Annotated in this window: 15 protein-coding genes; 14 read left to right on the forward strand and 1 reads right to left on the reverse strand. The window is 68.5% G+C overall.

Translation table 11 applies throughout. The annotated features are described in order from the left end of the window. Positions 1-155: 155 nt before the first annotated feature. Complete coding sequence (locus tag DBO33_RS42940) at positions 156-878, reverse strand: ACP S-malonyltransferase (RefSeq protein ID WP_159080424.1); 723 nt, start codon at positions 876-878, stop codon at positions 156-158. A 174-nt stretch (positions 879-1,052) separates the two neighbouring features. Here DBO33_RS42940 and DBO33_RS42945 point away from each other — a divergent pair, with 174 nt between their 5' ends. The 14 genes from DBO33_RS42945 to DBO33_RS23225 all read left to right on the forward strand — a co-directional run bounded on the left by DBO33_RS42945 (position 1,053) and on the right by DBO33_RS23225 (position 15,148). Beyond that, entirely contained in the window at positions 1,053-2,066 is a 1,014-nt protein-coding gene (locus DBO33_RS42945) for an AfsA-related hotdog domain-containing protein (protein WP_159080425.1), read from the forward strand. A 12-nt stretch (positions 2,067-2,078) separates the two neighbouring features. Further along, positions 2,079-3,386 (forward strand): FAD-dependent oxidoreductase, encoded by a 1,308-nt coding sequence (locus DBO33_RS23165; protein WP_107656917.1) that lies wholly within the window; start codon positions 2,079-2,081, stop codon positions 3,384-3,386. Next, positions 3,374-4,504 carry an FAD-dependent oxidoreductase gene (locus tag DBO33_RS23170; protein WP_159080426.1) on the forward strand — a complete coding sequence of 377 codons (1,131 nt, stop codon included), beginning with the start codon at positions 3,374-3,376 and terminating at the stop codon, positions 4,502-4,504. Before DBO33_RS23165 ends, DBO33_RS23170 begins: the two co-directional genes overlap by 13 nt. Positions 4,505-4,529: 25 nt before the next feature. After that, positions 4,530-5,153: an SRPBCC family protein gene (locus DBO33_RS23175; RefSeq protein ID WP_107656919.1), complete on the forward strand. Its 624-nt coding sequence runs from the start codon at positions 4,530-4,532 to the stop codon at positions 5,151-5,153. 6 nt (positions 5,154-5,159) lie between these two features. Continuing rightward, positions 5,160-5,936 (forward strand): class I SAM-dependent methyltransferase, encoded by a 777-nt coding sequence (locus DBO33_RS23180; protein ID WP_107656920.1) that lies wholly within the window; start codon positions 5,160-5,162, stop codon positions 5,934-5,936. A 129-nt stretch (positions 5,937-6,065) separates the two neighbouring features. Beyond that, positions 6,066-7,433, forward strand: coding sequence for an aminotransferase family protein (locus DBO33_RS23185; protein WP_107656921.1), 1,368 nt, complete (start codon positions 6,066-6,068; stop codon positions 7,431-7,433). A 63-nt stretch (positions 7,434-7,496) separates the two neighbouring features. Then, positions 7,497-8,153, forward strand: coding sequence for an acyl carrier protein (locus DBO33_RS23190; protein ID WP_234391387.1), 657 nt, complete (start codon positions 7,497-7,499; stop codon positions 8,151-8,153). A 3-nt stretch (positions 8,154-8,156) separates the two neighbouring features. After that, the gene (locus tag DBO33_RS23195; RefSeq protein WP_107656923.1) at positions 8,157-9,485 is read left to right on the forward strand and encodes a beta-ketoacyl-[acyl-carrier-protein] synthase family protein; all 1,329 of its coding nucleotides are present in this window, start codon (positions 8,157-8,159) and stop codon (positions 9,483-9,485) included. Beyond that, entirely contained in the window at positions 9,478-10,794 is a 1,317-nt protein-coding gene (locus DBO33_RS23200; protein ID WP_107656924.1) for a beta-ketoacyl-[acyl-carrier-protein] synthase family protein, read from the forward strand. The genes DBO33_RS23195 and DBO33_RS23200 overlap by 8 nt, the downstream gene beginning before the upstream one ends. Then, complete coding sequence (locus DBO33_RS23205; RefSeq protein WP_159080428.1) at positions 10,794-11,282, forward strand: hotdog family protein; 489 nt, start codon at positions 10,794-10,796, stop codon at positions 11,280-11,282. Before DBO33_RS23200 ends, DBO33_RS23205 begins: the two co-directional genes overlap by 1 nt. After that, positions 11,279-12,571 carry a beta-ketoacyl-[acyl-carrier-protein] synthase family protein gene (locus tag DBO33_RS23210; RefSeq protein ID WP_107656926.1) on the forward strand — a complete coding sequence of 431 codons (1,293 nt, stop codon included), beginning with the start codon at positions 11,279-11,281 and terminating at the stop codon, positions 12,569-12,571. Before DBO33_RS23205 ends, DBO33_RS23210 begins: the two co-directional genes overlap by 4 nt. A gap of 17 nt (positions 12,572-12,588) precedes the next feature. Further along, positions 12,589-13,953, forward strand: a complete 1,365-nt coding sequence (locus DBO33_RS23215; RefSeq protein WP_159080429.1) for a B12-binding domain-containing radical SAM protein — start codon at positions 12,589-12,591, stop codon at positions 13,951-13,953. Continuing rightward, positions 13,950-14,390, forward strand: coding sequence for a holo-ACP synthase (gene acpS, locus DBO33_RS23220; protein ID WP_107656928.1), 441 nt, complete (start codon positions 13,950-13,952; stop codon positions 14,388-14,390). Before DBO33_RS23215 ends, acpS begins: the two co-directional genes overlap by 4 nt. After that, positions 14,387-15,148: an SDR family NAD(P)-dependent oxidoreductase gene (locus DBO33_RS23225; protein ID WP_107656929.1), complete on the forward strand. Its 762-nt coding sequence runs from the start codon at positions 14,387-14,389 to the stop codon at positions 15,146-15,148. Before acpS ends, DBO33_RS23225 begins: the two co-directional genes overlap by 4 nt. The last annotated feature ends 1 nt before the right edge of the window (position 15,149 follow it).

Here is a 15,149-nt window from a genome sequence, read left to right on the forward strand (position 1 = left end):
CACTCGCCCCGCCCGATGGATTTCGCCAGCACCCGGCTCGGCCCGACCTCCACCAGCCGCGCACACCCTAATCGAACGAGCGTCTGGACAACGTCGGTCCAGCGCACCGGCGCGGTGAGTTGCCGCTCGGCCAGCTCGCGCCACCGAGCGGCGGTTTACAGCCCGGCATCCACATTCGCGCCCACCGCCGTACCGGTCGCGCGGAACTCGACATTGTCCAAGGCCGCACGCAGCTGAGGTGCCGCAGCTGCCATCAGCGGCGTATGAAATGCCCCGTCGACGGCGATCCGCACGACCTTCAGCCGGGACTCCCGCGCCGCCCGCGCTACCGCCTCGACCCCATCGACCGTGCCGGACACCACCACCTGCCGCGGGCCGTTCACGTTGGCCACCCACACCTGCGCGCCGTCGGAACGCGCTGCGGCCGTGAACTCTTCGACGACCGCACCGCTCGCCCCGAGAATCGCCGCCATCGTCCCCGGCCGCTGCCCGGTGGCCGTGCGCATCGCCGCACCACGGGCCGCGACCAACCGCGCACCGGCACGCGCCGATATCGCCCCCGCCGCAACCAACGCCGTGTACTCCCCGAGACTGTGCCCGGCGCACGCGTGCACCCGGCCGATCATGCGGTGCTCGATCAGATAGTCCATCGCCATCAAGGACATCGTGAAGATCGACAACTGCGCCGAATCGGTATTCCGCAAACGCTGTTCGCCCGTCCGCAATACCAGCTCGGCAATGTCGTAGCCGGTCCATTCGGATACCTCACCGACGATCCGCCACTGGGCCGTGTCGCGCCACCGCTCGCCCATGGCGGGCCGCTGCGCGCCCTGGCCGGGGAAGATCACCGCGCAGCCGGCGGACCGGGTATCGAGCACAGCACGAGCGTATCGGCCGCTGCGGCACCGGTATTCGGTCAGACGTTGAGATCGCTTCAGCGAACGCACGATGATCCGGGCGGGTCACGTCGATACGCTCGCGGTAGCTCGAAACGCGAAGCCCGGTGTGCGACATCGGCCGCGGCACGGACAGCGCCTCGACGAGAGGAAACCGTGGACGAAACAGCAGTGACCACCCGCCCCGCGCCGGACGACACCCGAGCGGCCTTGGCGGCGTTGAGCTTCGAGCAGACGGTACCGCGTGCCCTGGTGCATCGCGCCGCGGTGAACGAGGTCTTCCTCACCGACGGTGTGACCATCGGCAAACGCGAATGGGCCGTCGCGGCCATGCTTCCCCGCAGTCACATGCTGTTCAACGACGGCGGCAACCCCGATTACCTGGACACGATCGCGATCATGGAGGTCACCCGGCAGGTGACCGAGTACGTGGCGCACCGTTTCGTCCATGTGCCGGACAACCAGTTCCTCGTCTTCCGCGACATGCGGATCGAGGTATTCGCACCCGAACGATTACGTGCCGGGCCTGCGCCCGCGCGCGTGCTGACCATCGTCAATGCGCGCACCTCCGAGCGACTCGCGCAGCACCCGGTGAGCATCATCGTCGACGGCCACGAGTGCGGGCGGGCCGGCGGACGGTGGCTGCCGCTGCCGCTGCACTACTACGAATACATTCGTGAGCGGGCGCGGCAGAAGACCCTGGCCCGCAGCCCGGAACCGGCACGCCCGGTCGACCCGTCGGCGCTGCTCGCACCGGACCGGGTCGGCCGAGGCCAACCGCGAAATGTCCTGCTCGCCAATGGCATCGCGACGGAGGCCGACACCATGACGTTCCTGCTCGTCGTCGACCAGACCCATCCGGTGTTCTTCGACCATCCAATGGATCACGTTCCCGGCATGCTGATGCTCGAGGCGGCCAGGCAGGCGAGCCTGGCGACGCTGTCCGAGCATCGGGGCACCGATCCGCGCCGCTGCCTGATCGTCGGCTGTGAGGTCGACTTCGGCAATTTCTGTGAGCCAGATCTGGTCACCGGCTGCCGTGCCACCATCCTCGGCTCCGGGGACCCGGGCCCGAGTCGGCGGCATCGGGTGCGCGTCACCTTCGACCAGGCGGGAGAGTCGCTCGGCGACATCACCTTCGAGGTGCTCGACCAATCCGACTCCGCCTGACGGAGGCACCAGGTGAGCACACCGGAACGAATCGCGGTGGTGGGGGCCGGGGTCTCCGGTATCGCCGCCGCCCTGGCACTGCACCGCGCGGGCCGCACCGTCGAGATACTGGAACGCGCGGATCGCATCGGTGGCCGCCTCGGCTTCGCCGACCTGGACGGCGGCGAGGTGCTGCTGGGCGGCAAGAACATCGGGCGCAACTACTCCCGATTCCGGGCCATGCTCGACTCGCTCGGTGGCACCGGCTACGAGCCCTTCGGCATCAATACCTCGCGGCTGGTCGCGGGCCGGCTCGTCAGCTTGGACAGCGACAACCGAGCCGAGACGCTGCACGGCATTCTGCGCATGTGTGATTGGCGGGATCTGAGCCCCCTCGACGGCCTCGTCCGAAAGGTTCGGTCGGCTGACTCGGCCCGGTTCCTCGGCTCCGACCTCGCCAGAAAGCTCGGCCGCCACGACGATCGGCCGCTGTCCGCACATTTCGGCAAGCGCACCACCGCCCACTTCCTGCGGCCGATCACGGTCCGAATGAACGGCGCGGAGCCGGACGAGGCCTATTACGGCAACTTTCCTACCAATATGGGGATGCTGCTCGACAAGTTCGAGCAGCCGACGGTCGGGCTGTCCACCTTGCTCGCCCGCATCACCGCGTTCGTCGAAATCCACTACCGGACAACAGTTACCCGGATCACACAGGCCGAGGATTGCGTGGTTCTCGACCTCGTCGACGCGGCCGGTCGGCCGAGCGAGGCACGGTACGACGCCGTCGTCGTCGCCGCGCCCGCGTACGCCGCAGCGCCGCTACTCGCACCGCTCGCCGACCTTCTGCGCTCGGTGCGGTACTTCCCGGCCACCGTCGCGGTCGTGCGATACGTGCACAACGTCTTCGCCGCCGACGTCCGCGCCATCGCACTGGACGGCCAGCCATGCAGTAACGCAGGGAGTTACGGCAAAGAAACGAGAAACATTGTCCGGTATACCTTCTCGGGCAGATACGGCCGATTGACCGATCCCACCGAAACAGAAGTCTTGGACCTGGTCACCGACGCCGAACAACAACTGCGAACCCACCTCGGCACCGCGCGACAGCCGAGAACAGCCGCGGCGGTGCGGCATTGGCCGCAGGCGTACTGCGGCTACCTACCACACTACAGCGACTTCCTGGACACGCTCACCGCAGCGTCCGCCGCACTCCCCCGTATCGCCCTGGCGGGCGACTATCTACTCGGCACCTCGCTCGAGGCCTGCTGCCGCTCCGGCGAGAGTGCTGCCGCAGCACTGCTTTCGGTGCCGCAGGGAGCCACCCGGTGCGAATCCTGATCGTCGGCGGCGGGATCGCCGGGCTCACCCTCGCCGCCCGGTTGCGCCAGCGCGGGCTGCGCCCCACCGTGATCGACACCATCAGCAGTTACGGCCGCGCCGGAACGGCGATCACGCTGTGGCCGACCGGCAGTCGCGTGCTGCACGGGCTCGGCCTGTGGAACTCCTTCATCGACACCAGCGTGCCGCTGTGGCGCTATGTCGTACACGATCGGCACGGCGAGGTCCTGCGCACCTTCGACCTGGAGCGCCTAGAGGCGCGCAACGGCTTGCCGCGCGTGACGCCGCGCGCCGAGCTGCTGGCCGTGCTCGAGTCGGCGAACGGCGGTACCCCGGTCGATCTGGAGACCGAGGTACAACGGATGCGCCAGATCGGCTCCACCGTGCGAGTCCGGTTCGACGACGGCAGAGAACGCGATTTCGACCTGGTCGTCGGTGCGGACGGTCTCCGCTCCCGCACCCGCGAACAAGCCGAACTCGACACCGCCGAACATCGGTTCGGCTGGCGGCTCTGGTGGTGGTGGGCGCAACGCGGTGTCACCCCACCGGGTGAACTACACGAAACGTGGGGACTGCGGCGCATCATGTCCGCGTACCCGACCCAGGATCGGGTCGCCTGCTTCGTGGCGATCGCCGGCTCGTTCGGCGGCGCGAGCCCCTCGGCGGGCACCGGGCAGTGGCCGCCGAGCGACCCGCGCCGCTCCGACGAAGGCTGGATTCTGCGCACCCTGCCCGACGCCGATCGGGTCGACTGGCTGGATCTGGTGGAAGTCACCGTCCCGCAATGGGTCCGGGGCCGGATCGTGTTGCTCGGGGACGCCGCCGCCGGACTGGTCCCGACCACGGGCATCGGCGCGTCGCTGGCGATGGAGTCGGCGGCGGTGCTCGACGACGAACTGGTGCGCGTCGACGCCGCGCACATCGACATCGCCCTCACCCGATTCGCCCGGCGCCGCATGCCCCGCGTCGATGCCGAACAGCACCGGGCCCGAGTGTTCGGCGAGTTCATGATGCTGCAATCGCCGATCGCCCGGCACTGCCGCGACCTGGGCCTGCGCTACTTCCCGACACCGGTCATCTGCCGCGAGCTCGACCGCTGGAACAACATCCCGATCTGATACGCACCGAGCCGAGGGAGCCCCCATGACAACGACGCAGCTGGACGATATCCCGGGACTCTTCCGGTGCGAGACCGTCTCGCGCACCGACGCCACCGCACAGCTGGTCGCGCTGACCAAACAGCTGCGCGGCCGCGCCGACGACGACGTGTACACGGTGCATCAGCACGTCGACTGCCCGCCCGAGGTGCTCTACGACTACCTGCTCGACATCCGCAGCGTCGAGGAGTTCACCTACAGCATGCGCAATTTCCGGCCCGCCGGCCCGGACGGCCAGTACGTGGGTGAGGACGCGACGGACCCGGGCACCAAGGTGCACATGCGCATCCATGGCAATGCCGAGGTCGGAACCGTCGACTACGAGTCGGCGTTCGACCAGGGCGACGATCTGTGGATGGTGTTCTGCGGCCGCGTCCTGTCCGCCCGCCGGGTGCAGAATCGCAGCGGAGCGCTCGTGTCCTGGACGATCTGGCGCCATCCGTACTACGCGAGGAACCCGTACCCGCACCTGTCACCACGGCGCGGCCGCGTCTGGCCCGGGTCGTTCTGGCCGCTCTTCCACGCCTGTGACGTGCTGGAACTGCGCAATATGCAACAGATTCTCGAACATCGTATGCGGGTAGGTTCGGCACCCGTCGGCGGGCGGTGAGCCGCCATGGCCGACGGCTACGGCACCGCGGCGGAGTTCTACGATATCGCCGGTCGCCCCTACTGGAAGCCGCGAACCAGCGCGTTGACGCAGGCGTTGGGCACTGCGGCACAAACGAATTCGCCGATCGTGGATATCGGCGCGGGCACCGGACTCGTGGTCGAAATCATCGGCACCGCACTCACCGAGGTCCCGATCCTCGCGATCGAACCCTCGCCCGCCATGCGCGCCGCGCTCGCCAGTCGAGTCCTGGCGAATCCGGCGCTTGCGCGGCGAGTGACCATCGAAGCGACCACCCTCGCGGACACGACCCTGCCCGACCGGCTCGGTGGTGTGGTCGCGTGTGGCGTGCTCGGGTACTTCACGCCGGACGAGCGGCGACGGCTGTGGCGGTTGCTCGCTGACCGCCTCGCCCCGGACTGCTGCGCGGTGGTGGATGCCGCGCCGTTTCCCGCGAACCGGGCGGTCCGGCCGATTCGGGTGGGTGTCGCGAGATTTGGTGCGCGACAGCATGAAATCTGGCTCGCCTCACGGCCGATCGACGTCGAGGGGCGGATCGAACTGACCACGACGTGCCGGGTACTGCGGGACGGGCAGACGGTGCGGGAGTCGGTCAGCACCCAGCAGTGGTGGGCACTCGATATGCGGACGATCGCCGCCGAAGCCACCGAGGCGGGCCTGCGCTGCCGCCGCGCCGGATGGGACCTCGCAAACCTGTCCGCCGCCCCGACGACGCCTCTCGATGCTCAGCGGAGCGCCGCGGCGACCTCCATCAAGCGTTGAGACAGGAGTGACCATTCGGCCGAGGAAACAGGGCCGTACCCAAGGATATCGTCGTTTCAGACGGGAATCGGTTCTCCCGGAACATCTTCCATCCCGGCCCGCTTCCGCAGTGCCGACGCAAGGAGTGTCATGTCGAATCAGATTGCGTCGGAGTCGGATTCGACCTTCTGGCACGGATTCACCAATATGCGCGGCTTCCGCAGGCGCGGCATCAGTATCGCCTCGGCCGAGGGCGTGTGGGTGGTGGACACCGAAGGCAACAGGTACCTCAACGCATTCGGCGGACTATGCAATCTGAGCCTCGGCGGCGCGCACCCGGAGATCATCGAGGCCATCCGCGAGCAGGCGGGCAAGCTGCTGTACTTCCCCATCGAACGCGCTACCCACCAGGCCGCCGACGAGTACGCCCGCCGACTGGCCCGGGTGACCCCCGAGGGCATGAACACCGTCTTCTACGCGACCACCGGCTCCGAGGCCAACGAAACCATCATCAAGATGATGCGCCAATATCAACGGCTGCGTTTCGGCGAGGACACCACCAAACTCGGCGTCATCGCCCTGGATCGCGCCTATCACGGCGTCACCTACGGCGCGCTGAGCGCCACCGGATCGGCGTTCCGCCGCTTCCGGAAACAGTTCGAGCCGCTGACGCCGGGCTTCCACCACGCGCCGTCGCCGTACGCGTATCGCTGCGAATCTGGTTGCGGCGGATCATGCTCGCTCGCGTGCGCCGACGCCGTCGAGACAATGGTCGAGCGGCTGGGTGCCGCGAACATCGCCGGCGTGCTCGTGGAACCCGCGCTCGGCGTCGGCGGCGCCATCGTGCCGACCCGCGAGTATCACGAGCGGCTGCGCGAGATCTGCGACAGCAACGACATCCTGCTCGCCTACGACGAGGTGATCACCGGTTTCGGCAGGCTCGGCGAGTGGTTCGGCGCCGACTACTTCGGTGTGCGACCGGACTTCATGGCGCTGTCCAAGGGCATCAACAGCGGATACCTGCCGTTCGGCGCCGTCGTCGTGCACGACGGTGTGTATCGCGAATTCCTTTCGGCGGTCGACGGTTTCATCGCCACCGGAAGCACGACGAACGGCAACCCGCTGTGTTGTGCGTCGGCGCTGGCCACCCTCGACATCATGGAGCGCGACGGCATCGTCGACCAGGTGCGCCAGACCGGCAAGTACCTCTTCGACAAGTTCGAGAATCTGCGCGAGCACGCGATCGTCGGCGACATTCGCGGCGCGGGACTGCTGATGGGCATCGAGCTCGTCAAGGACCGGGCCACCAAAGAGCCTATCCCGCAACAGCAATGGCAGGTGATCGAGGATCGGCTCGCGCTCAGCGGGCTGATCATCGGTAGTCAGGGCGCGGAGGGTCTCGGCGGCACCATCGGCATCGTCCCGCCGCTCACCATCACCACCGACGAGGTCGACGAGCTCTATCGACGCCTCGACGGCGTGCTCGCCCGCTATTCCCGGCTCACCGCCAAAGGCTGAACCCGTTACCGCACAGAGCAACCCACCATGTACACCGATCCGAGGAGGAACGCCGTGGGATCCATGCTGAGTTCGGAGGAACTCTCCGATATCGTCCGGAGCGCGGTCGCGCTGGCGCTCGCCGTCGAACCGGACGACGTGACGTCGGACAAATTGCTGATCCCGGAGCTCGGCGCGGAATCGATCGACTTCCTGGACATCACGTTCCGGCTCGAACAATTCCTGCCCATCTCCGTGCCGCGCGACGACCTCAACGAACAGGCGGAGGACGTGTTCGGCGCGGGCGCCGCCGTCGACACACTACGCAGGCTGACGCCACTGGGCGCCTATCTCGTCCGGGAACGTCTCCTCGGCGTCGACCTGAGCAAGGTCGAGCCCGGGATGCGCGTCGAGGACGTTGCCGCGCTGTGGACCGTGCGGACCTGGAGTGGGCTGTGCCAGCGGCTGCTCGACACCATCCCGGAAAAGTGCCAGGTCTGTGGTGGCAGCCGGACCTTCGTGCGCAATGCCGACGGCGAGTTCCATGCCGAATGCGACAGTTGCGCAACCGAACTCACCGCAATTCCCGGTGATGAACTGAACCAGCGGTGGTTCGAGGAGATCCGGGAACTCGACGAGGTCGCGCGACTGGTCGAGCAGAGCCGCGCGCAAGCGGCGGAAGCGGAAGCCGCGACCGCCCAGGCGAGCGCACCCGCACCGGCCAGCGCCGTCGCGGAGTGACCGATGGTCGGCGAGGCGCAGACGCGACGGGTGGTCATCACGGCGGCGGAGATGGTGACGCCGCTCGGCTGGGATGCCGAGACGACTTTCCGCGGCTTCGTCGATGGTCGCTCCGGAGTTCGCACCATCTCCCGGTTCGACGCCTCCGGCCTCGGCTCCCAGGTCGGGGCCGAGGTCGGTGACGGTTTTCTCGCCGCGGCGGAGTCGGCCGGGTATCTGACCGGCGCCGAGGAGTTGTCGAAAACTGCGCCGCGTGCGGTACAGCTCGGGCTCGCGGCGGGGACCGCCGCGAAACATCGGGCGCGGCTTACGGATACGCCCGCCGAGCGGTTCGGGGTGTGCGTCGGGACGTCCGGTCAGATGTACGATATCGACGCACTGGACGGCTTGCTTCGCAGCAGGGAATTCACGTCCGGCACAACGGGTCCCGGACGAGAGTTCATCGGTCTGCTGGCCGCGCAACGTCACAGCATGCGCAAGAACGCCGCGGCCGCCACGCTGGTCAGTGTCTGCGGCGCGGCCGGGCCGACCATGACGGTGTCGGCGACCTGCGCCTCGGGCACCCAGGCGATCGGCGAGGCCACGCTCTGGATCAGAGAGGGCGACGCCGACGCGGTGCTGGCGGGCGGCTGCGATTCGCTGCTCACCTTCCTCGGTATCTCGTCGTTCGACCTGCTCACCGCGCTGGCCACCCGGTTCAACGACCAGCCTGCCGCGGCGAGCCGGCCGTTCGACCGCAGGCGCTGCGGCTTCGTGATGGGCGAGGGCGCCGCCTTCGTGATGCTGGAGGAGCTCGGGCACGCACTGCGGCGCGGCGCCGAACCGCTGGCCGAGGTGGCGGGGTACGGCGCGTCCTGCGATGCCTACCGCATCACCGACAGCCCGCCGCACGGTGAGGGCGCCGTACTGGCGATGTCGGGCGCCCTCATCGACGGCGGGCTCCGGGCCGAGGACATCGACTACATCAGTGCGCACGGCACCTCGACGCTGATCAACGATCGCGCCGAAACCCGGGCCGTGCACAAGGTTTTCGGCGACCGGGCGACCTCGATTCCGATCAGCTCGCAGAAGTCGATGATCGGTCACTCGATCGCCGCCGCGGGCGCCATCGAATGCGTCACCTGCCTGCACGTGCTCCGCACCGGGCTGGTGCCGCCGACCATCAACTACGAATTCCCGGACCCGGACTGCGATCTGGACTATGTGCCGAATACCAGTCGCGCGCAGGAGGTTCAGGTCGCGATGAGCAACTCGTTCGGGTTCGGCGGACAGAACGCGAGCATCGTGCTGCGCCGGTGGCCCGGCCGAGCGGACGGCAACGGCCATGGGTGAACGCGTGGTGGTCACCGGTGTCGGTGCGGTGTCGGCGCTCGGCAACGAGCCGCGTATCCAATGGAACGCGCTGCTACGCGGCGCATCCGGCGTCCGCGCACTGCACGGGCTCGCCGAGGACATCAATCTGGGCGAGAGCGCCGAGCGGCCGCTCGCCGCCGGGCGGGTGCACGGGATCGACCCGCGCGACTGGATCAGCGACCGCAAGGCCGCCCGCGCCATGCGCCTGCACACGCACATGGCTTTCGCCGCGACCGGGCAGGCCATGACGTCGGCGAAGATCCACCGGGGCAACGTGGACGCCGACGCGACCGGAATCACGCTCGGGGTCACCATGATCGACTACGACATCGCCGATCTGGAACTCGCCGCACGGCGCTCCCTGCACGATCCGATCGGCTTCGACATCGAACGGTTCTGCCGCACCGGCTGGCGCGCCATCTCCCCCATGGTCTCGATCGTGATGCTCAACAACGCCACGCTCTGCCAGATCGCCATGCAGTACGGGCTGCACGGGCCGAACGCCTCGTTCAGCCCGTTCGGCGAGGCGGGCGGGCAGGCCATCGGTGCGGCGCTGCGCATGCTGCAAGAAGGCGACGCGCAGGTCATGCTCGCGGGCGGGGTGAGCCCACGCTTGAATCTCTCGGCCCTGCAACGCTTTCTCTACCTCGGCATCGTCGCGGAGAGCACCGATCCGGCCGCCGGATCGTGCAAGCCGTTCGATCGGGACCGCACCGGTACCGTGCCCGGCGAGGGCGCAGCGGTACTGGTACTGGAGACGCTCACGCACGCCAGGGACCGGGGTGCGCACATTCTCGCCGAGGTGCTCGGCCATGGTGCTGCCGTGGGCGTGCCGCCCGGCGGAGAACCACACCCACCCCGCGAGGCCATCGAACAGTCGCTCGCCACCGCACTCGACGATGCCGCGCTGACGCCGGACCGGCTCGCCGGTGTGTACGCCGACGCGTCAGGACTACCGTCCGGTGATGCGGTGGAGGCGGCCGCGATCAGCGCGGTACTCGGCAGGCACGCCGCCGCTGTCCCCGTGACGTCCACCAAGGGCGCCACCGGTCATCTGCTGGCCGCCGCGCTGCCGCTGCACAGCGTCTTCGCGGTGCACAGCCTGGTCGAACGGTACCTGCCCGCGATCACCAATCTCCGTCATCCCGAACTGGATTCGGGCCTCAACCTGGTACGCGGCCGTCCGCGCCGAATCAGTACCGGCGATGCCGTCGCATGTCTCGGCGCCGGGTTCCGCGGACAGAGCGAGTGCGTCGTGTTCGGCGCGTTCGAGGCGAAGGGGGCCTGATGCGATTCCTGCTCTACGACCGCGTGCTGGAGGCGACCAAAGGCGAATCCATGATCGCGGTCAAACATGTGTCGCTCACCGAGGACCATTTGAGCGACGGCTATGCGGGCCGCAGGCTGCTCAGCGGTTCGCTGCTACTCGAGTCGATGGCCCAGGTCGCGGGCTGGCTGGTCCATTTCAGCACCGACTTCACCGTGTCGGCCTTTCTGTGCCTCATCGATCGGGCCGAGATAGTCGGCGAGCTGCCGCCAGGGCGCGCGATGCGGGTCGAGGCCTGCATGCTCGGCCTGAGCAAACGCTGGGCGCAGCTCAGCTGCACCGCGTACGACGAGGGCGTGCTCGTGGCGCGGATCGCCCGGCTGAACTACGTATTGCAGGACATCCACGACCCGGCCGAGGTCGCCGCGGAGGAAAACCGGTTCCGGTACTACTCCGGTTGGCCGCTCGATCGAATCCGCGCCGTACCCACCAAGCCGGTGACCCCGTGAACCGGGTGGTGGTGACCGGGCTCGGCGCGGTGACCCCGATCGGACTCGGCTACCGCCGATTTTGGGACAACCTCGTCGCGGGCACCTCGGGCGAGGCACCGATCACGCTGTTCGACGCCTCCGCGCTGCCGACCCGAATCGCCGCCGAAGTCAGCGATTTCGAGGTGCACGACTACTGGGACGGGCCCTTCCCCGTCGAACTGCGCGCCGACCGGCAGGCCCGCTTCGCTCTCGCCGCCTGCGCCATGGCACTGGCCGACAGCGGCCTGACCACGGCGGGCGGGCCGATCGTGGCCGACCGGGTCGGCCTGGTGATCGGCGCGGGACTCGGCCTGGTCCGAATGGCCGACATCGCCGGACATCTCGACGACGACGGCCGGTTCCGGCTGCCCACTCCCCTGGCCGACCGGTCGACGATCGATCCGGTATCGCTGATCCGTGATCCCCAGGACCTGGTGATCGGGCTGCTGGCCGAACACCTCGGCATCACCGGGCCGACCACGGTGATCACCTCGGCCTGTGCGGCGGGCGCGCACGCCATCGGTACCGCGTTCCGGCTGCTCCGGCGCGGCGGCCTCGATGTAGTGCTATGCGGCGCAATGGATTCCATGATCAACCCGCTCGGCATGGCCGGGCTCGTCGCGCTCGGCGCACCATCTACCGACAACCTCCCCGGCCGGACCGGTAGGCCTTTCGACGCCACCCGAACCGGTTTCGTGGTCGGTGAGGGGGCGGGCATGGTCGTGCTGGAGACCGAGGCGCACGCCCGCCGCCGGTCGGCGCCCTGGTACGCCGAGGTCGCCGGCTTCGGCCGATCGCTCGACGCGCACCGGTTCACCGAGCCGCATCCCGACGGCGCGGGCGCCGCACTGGCGATGCGCGCGGCCCTGGCCGACGCGCACGTACGCCCGGACCGGGTCGGGCTGGTCAACGCGCACGGCACCGCGACCGTCCTGAACGACCGGGTGGAGACCATCGCGATCAAACAGGTCTTCGGCAGCGGCGCAACACGACTCGCGGTCACCGCGAACAAATCGATGACCGGGCACCTCATCGCCGCCTGCGGTGCCGTGGAGTTCATCAGCACCGTGCTGAGCGTGCGCACCGCCACCGTGCCGCCCACGGTGAACTATCGCCATCGCGATGCCGAATGCGACCTCGACTATGTGCCCGGCCAGGCGCGGCGGCTGCCGGTGGAAGTGGCATTGACCAACTCGTTCGGCCTCGGCGGACAGAACGGCAGCCTGGTGGTGCGCCGCGCCGACGACGACTCGATGGCACCAGTCTGAGGATGGGATCGGCGCAGATGCACGTATTGTTCGTGAACCCCGACGTCCGGGACAAGAGCGTGATCTACGGCAACCGCATGCTCAATCCGGTTCCGGTCAACCTCGGCTACCGCGCGGCCATGACCTCGGCCGAGCACCGCGTGACGGTGATCGACGAGAACGCCACGCCCATCACCGATTTTGCCGCCTTCGCCGAGGTCGACCTGGTGGCCGTCACCTCGAAGTTCTTCGGTGAACGCCGGACCGCTGAATTGGCGCACGGTTTCGGCGAACTGGGCACGCCGGTCGTCATCGATGGTTACTTCCCCAGCTATGCCCCCGAGGCCGAGCGGATCGGCGCCGCCGCGATCATCCGCGGCGAGGTCGAGCAGGTGTGGCCGCAGGTGCTCGCGGATGCGGTCCGCGGCCGGCTGCGGCCCTGCTACCTGGGCGGGCCGGTCGACCTGGCGACGCTGCCGCAATACGGTCCCGAGCACCTACCGCCGCACGACTACGTCTTCCCGGTCGAGGCCACCAGGGGGTGCCCGTTCTCGTGCAACTTCTGCATCGAAACGCGGTTCCACCACGAGTCGTTCCGTACCCGGCCGATCGACCAAGTGCTCGCCCAGATCGAGGCGCGCACCGGCGATTTCGTGCAGTTCTCCGATATCAACATCGTCGGGAATCCCCGCTATGCGCGCACACTGTTCACCGAGCTCGAACCCCTGCGGGTGCTGTGGGGCAGCCAGGCGACGATCACCATCGCGCAGCGCGAGTCCTTGGCGCAGGCCGCCGGGCGGGCGGGCTGCATGCTCGTATTCATCGGCCTGGAGTCGGTGCGGCCGGAGAATCTGATCTCGTCGGACAAGAGCTGGAGCAGGCCGACCGACTACCGCGCGCTCATCGCTCGCCTGCACGACGCGGGTATCGGGGTGATCGGCTCGTTCGTGTTCGGTTTCGCGGGCGACACACCGGATGTGTTCGAACGGACCCTGGAGTTCGTCGTCGATAACGAGATCGAGGTCTGCCATTTCAATCCGCTGGGCAGCGGGCCGGGAGTGCCGCTGTACCAAGAACATCTGCGCGAAGGGCGCATGATCGACCCCGGTCCGGACGGGCCCTCGCACCTGCGCGCGTCCGTCGCACCGGTCGCGATGACCGTGGCACAACTCGAGGACGGCCTCGAATACCTCTACACCACTACCTATTCCCGTGCGGTGACCCGCCAGCGGTTGCGTCGCTACGTCGGCGCCGACCCGGTGCCCGGCCCGCAGTCCGCGGTGAAGAAGCGGGCCGTCATCGGACTCAACCTGGCTTATCGGCAAGCCGTGGAACGCCTTTACGGGTCGCCTGTCGGCGCGGGTAGATCCGCCGCCGCCCACGACATGGAGCAACGGCCATGACCACGGCATCCGTTCTGCTGCCCGCGATCTCGGGCGCGACGGCGATGACGGTCGGCGTCGATATCGCCGCGGTCGCCAGGGTGCGCACACTGCTCGCCGCGGGAAACACGTTCGCCGAACGGGTGTTCCGGCCCGCGGAGATCGCCTACTGCGCCGCCTTCCGGGACCCCGCACCGCATTTCGCCGTTCGGTTCAGTGCCAAGGAAGCGACGCTGAAGGCGTTGCACGTCGGCCTCGGCCTGCCGCCGGCGACCAGGCGGCTGCGCGATATCGAGGTCTGCCGTTCGACCGGCGCACCACGGTTGCTGCTGCACAACCGCCTGATGACGCGCGCCGGACGGCTCGGCATCACCGGTGCCGCACTGTCATTGAGTCACGACGGCGACTATGCCGTCGCCTACGTGCTGCTCGCGGGGACCGAAGGAGTACGCACATGAACCGGCTCGCCGACTCCGTAGCCGTGGTGACCGGGGCGGCGGGCGCCTTCGGCACGGCCATCGCCATCCGGTCCGCCGGGGAGGGCGCGACGCTCGTCCCCCCCGATCTCGACGAAACGCGGCTGCGGGTGACCGTGAAGGCGGTCGAAGCCGTTGCCGCCGTACCGGTTACCGCGTTCGCCGCCGACCTGACCGAACCCGCCGAGGTCGGCACGCTGTTCGAGCAGGCCGACAACGCGTACGGCCGCATCGACGTGCTGATCAACAACGCGGGCAGCGCCCTGCGCTCACCGCTGGTCTTCCACACCGACGCCGACTGGCACCGGATGCTCCGGGTCAATCTCGACTCCGTCTTCTACTGCACCAGGCAGGCGGTGCGCCGGATGCTGCCGCGCCGCACCGGCCGGATCATCAATGTCTCCTCAGCCCTCGGATTGACCGGCGGCGCCGACGAAGTCGCCTACGCGACGGCGAAGGCGGCGGTGATCGGCTTCACCCGCAGCGTCGCGCAGGAGGTCGGCCGGCGCGGCATCTGCGTCAATGCGATCTGCCCGACACTGGCCGAAAGCGGCGTCAGCCGGGAGTACTTCGGCGGATTCGACGTCGATATCCGCGCGGTCGCCGGTTATCTCGCCCGGCGCGCGGCGATGCCGCGGCCGATCTCGCCGGACGATGTCGCCGACATGGCGGTCTTTCTCGGCGCACGAGAGAGTGCGTACCTCAATGGCCAGGCCATCTTGGTCGGCGGAGTGGGATAGG

It is taken from the genome of Nocardia suismassiliense, assembly GCF_900269665.1.
In the GTDB taxonomy this organism is placed as follows: domain Bacteria; phylum Actinomycetota; class Actinomycetes; order Mycobacteriales; family Mycobacteriaceae; genus Nocardia; species Nocardia suismassiliense.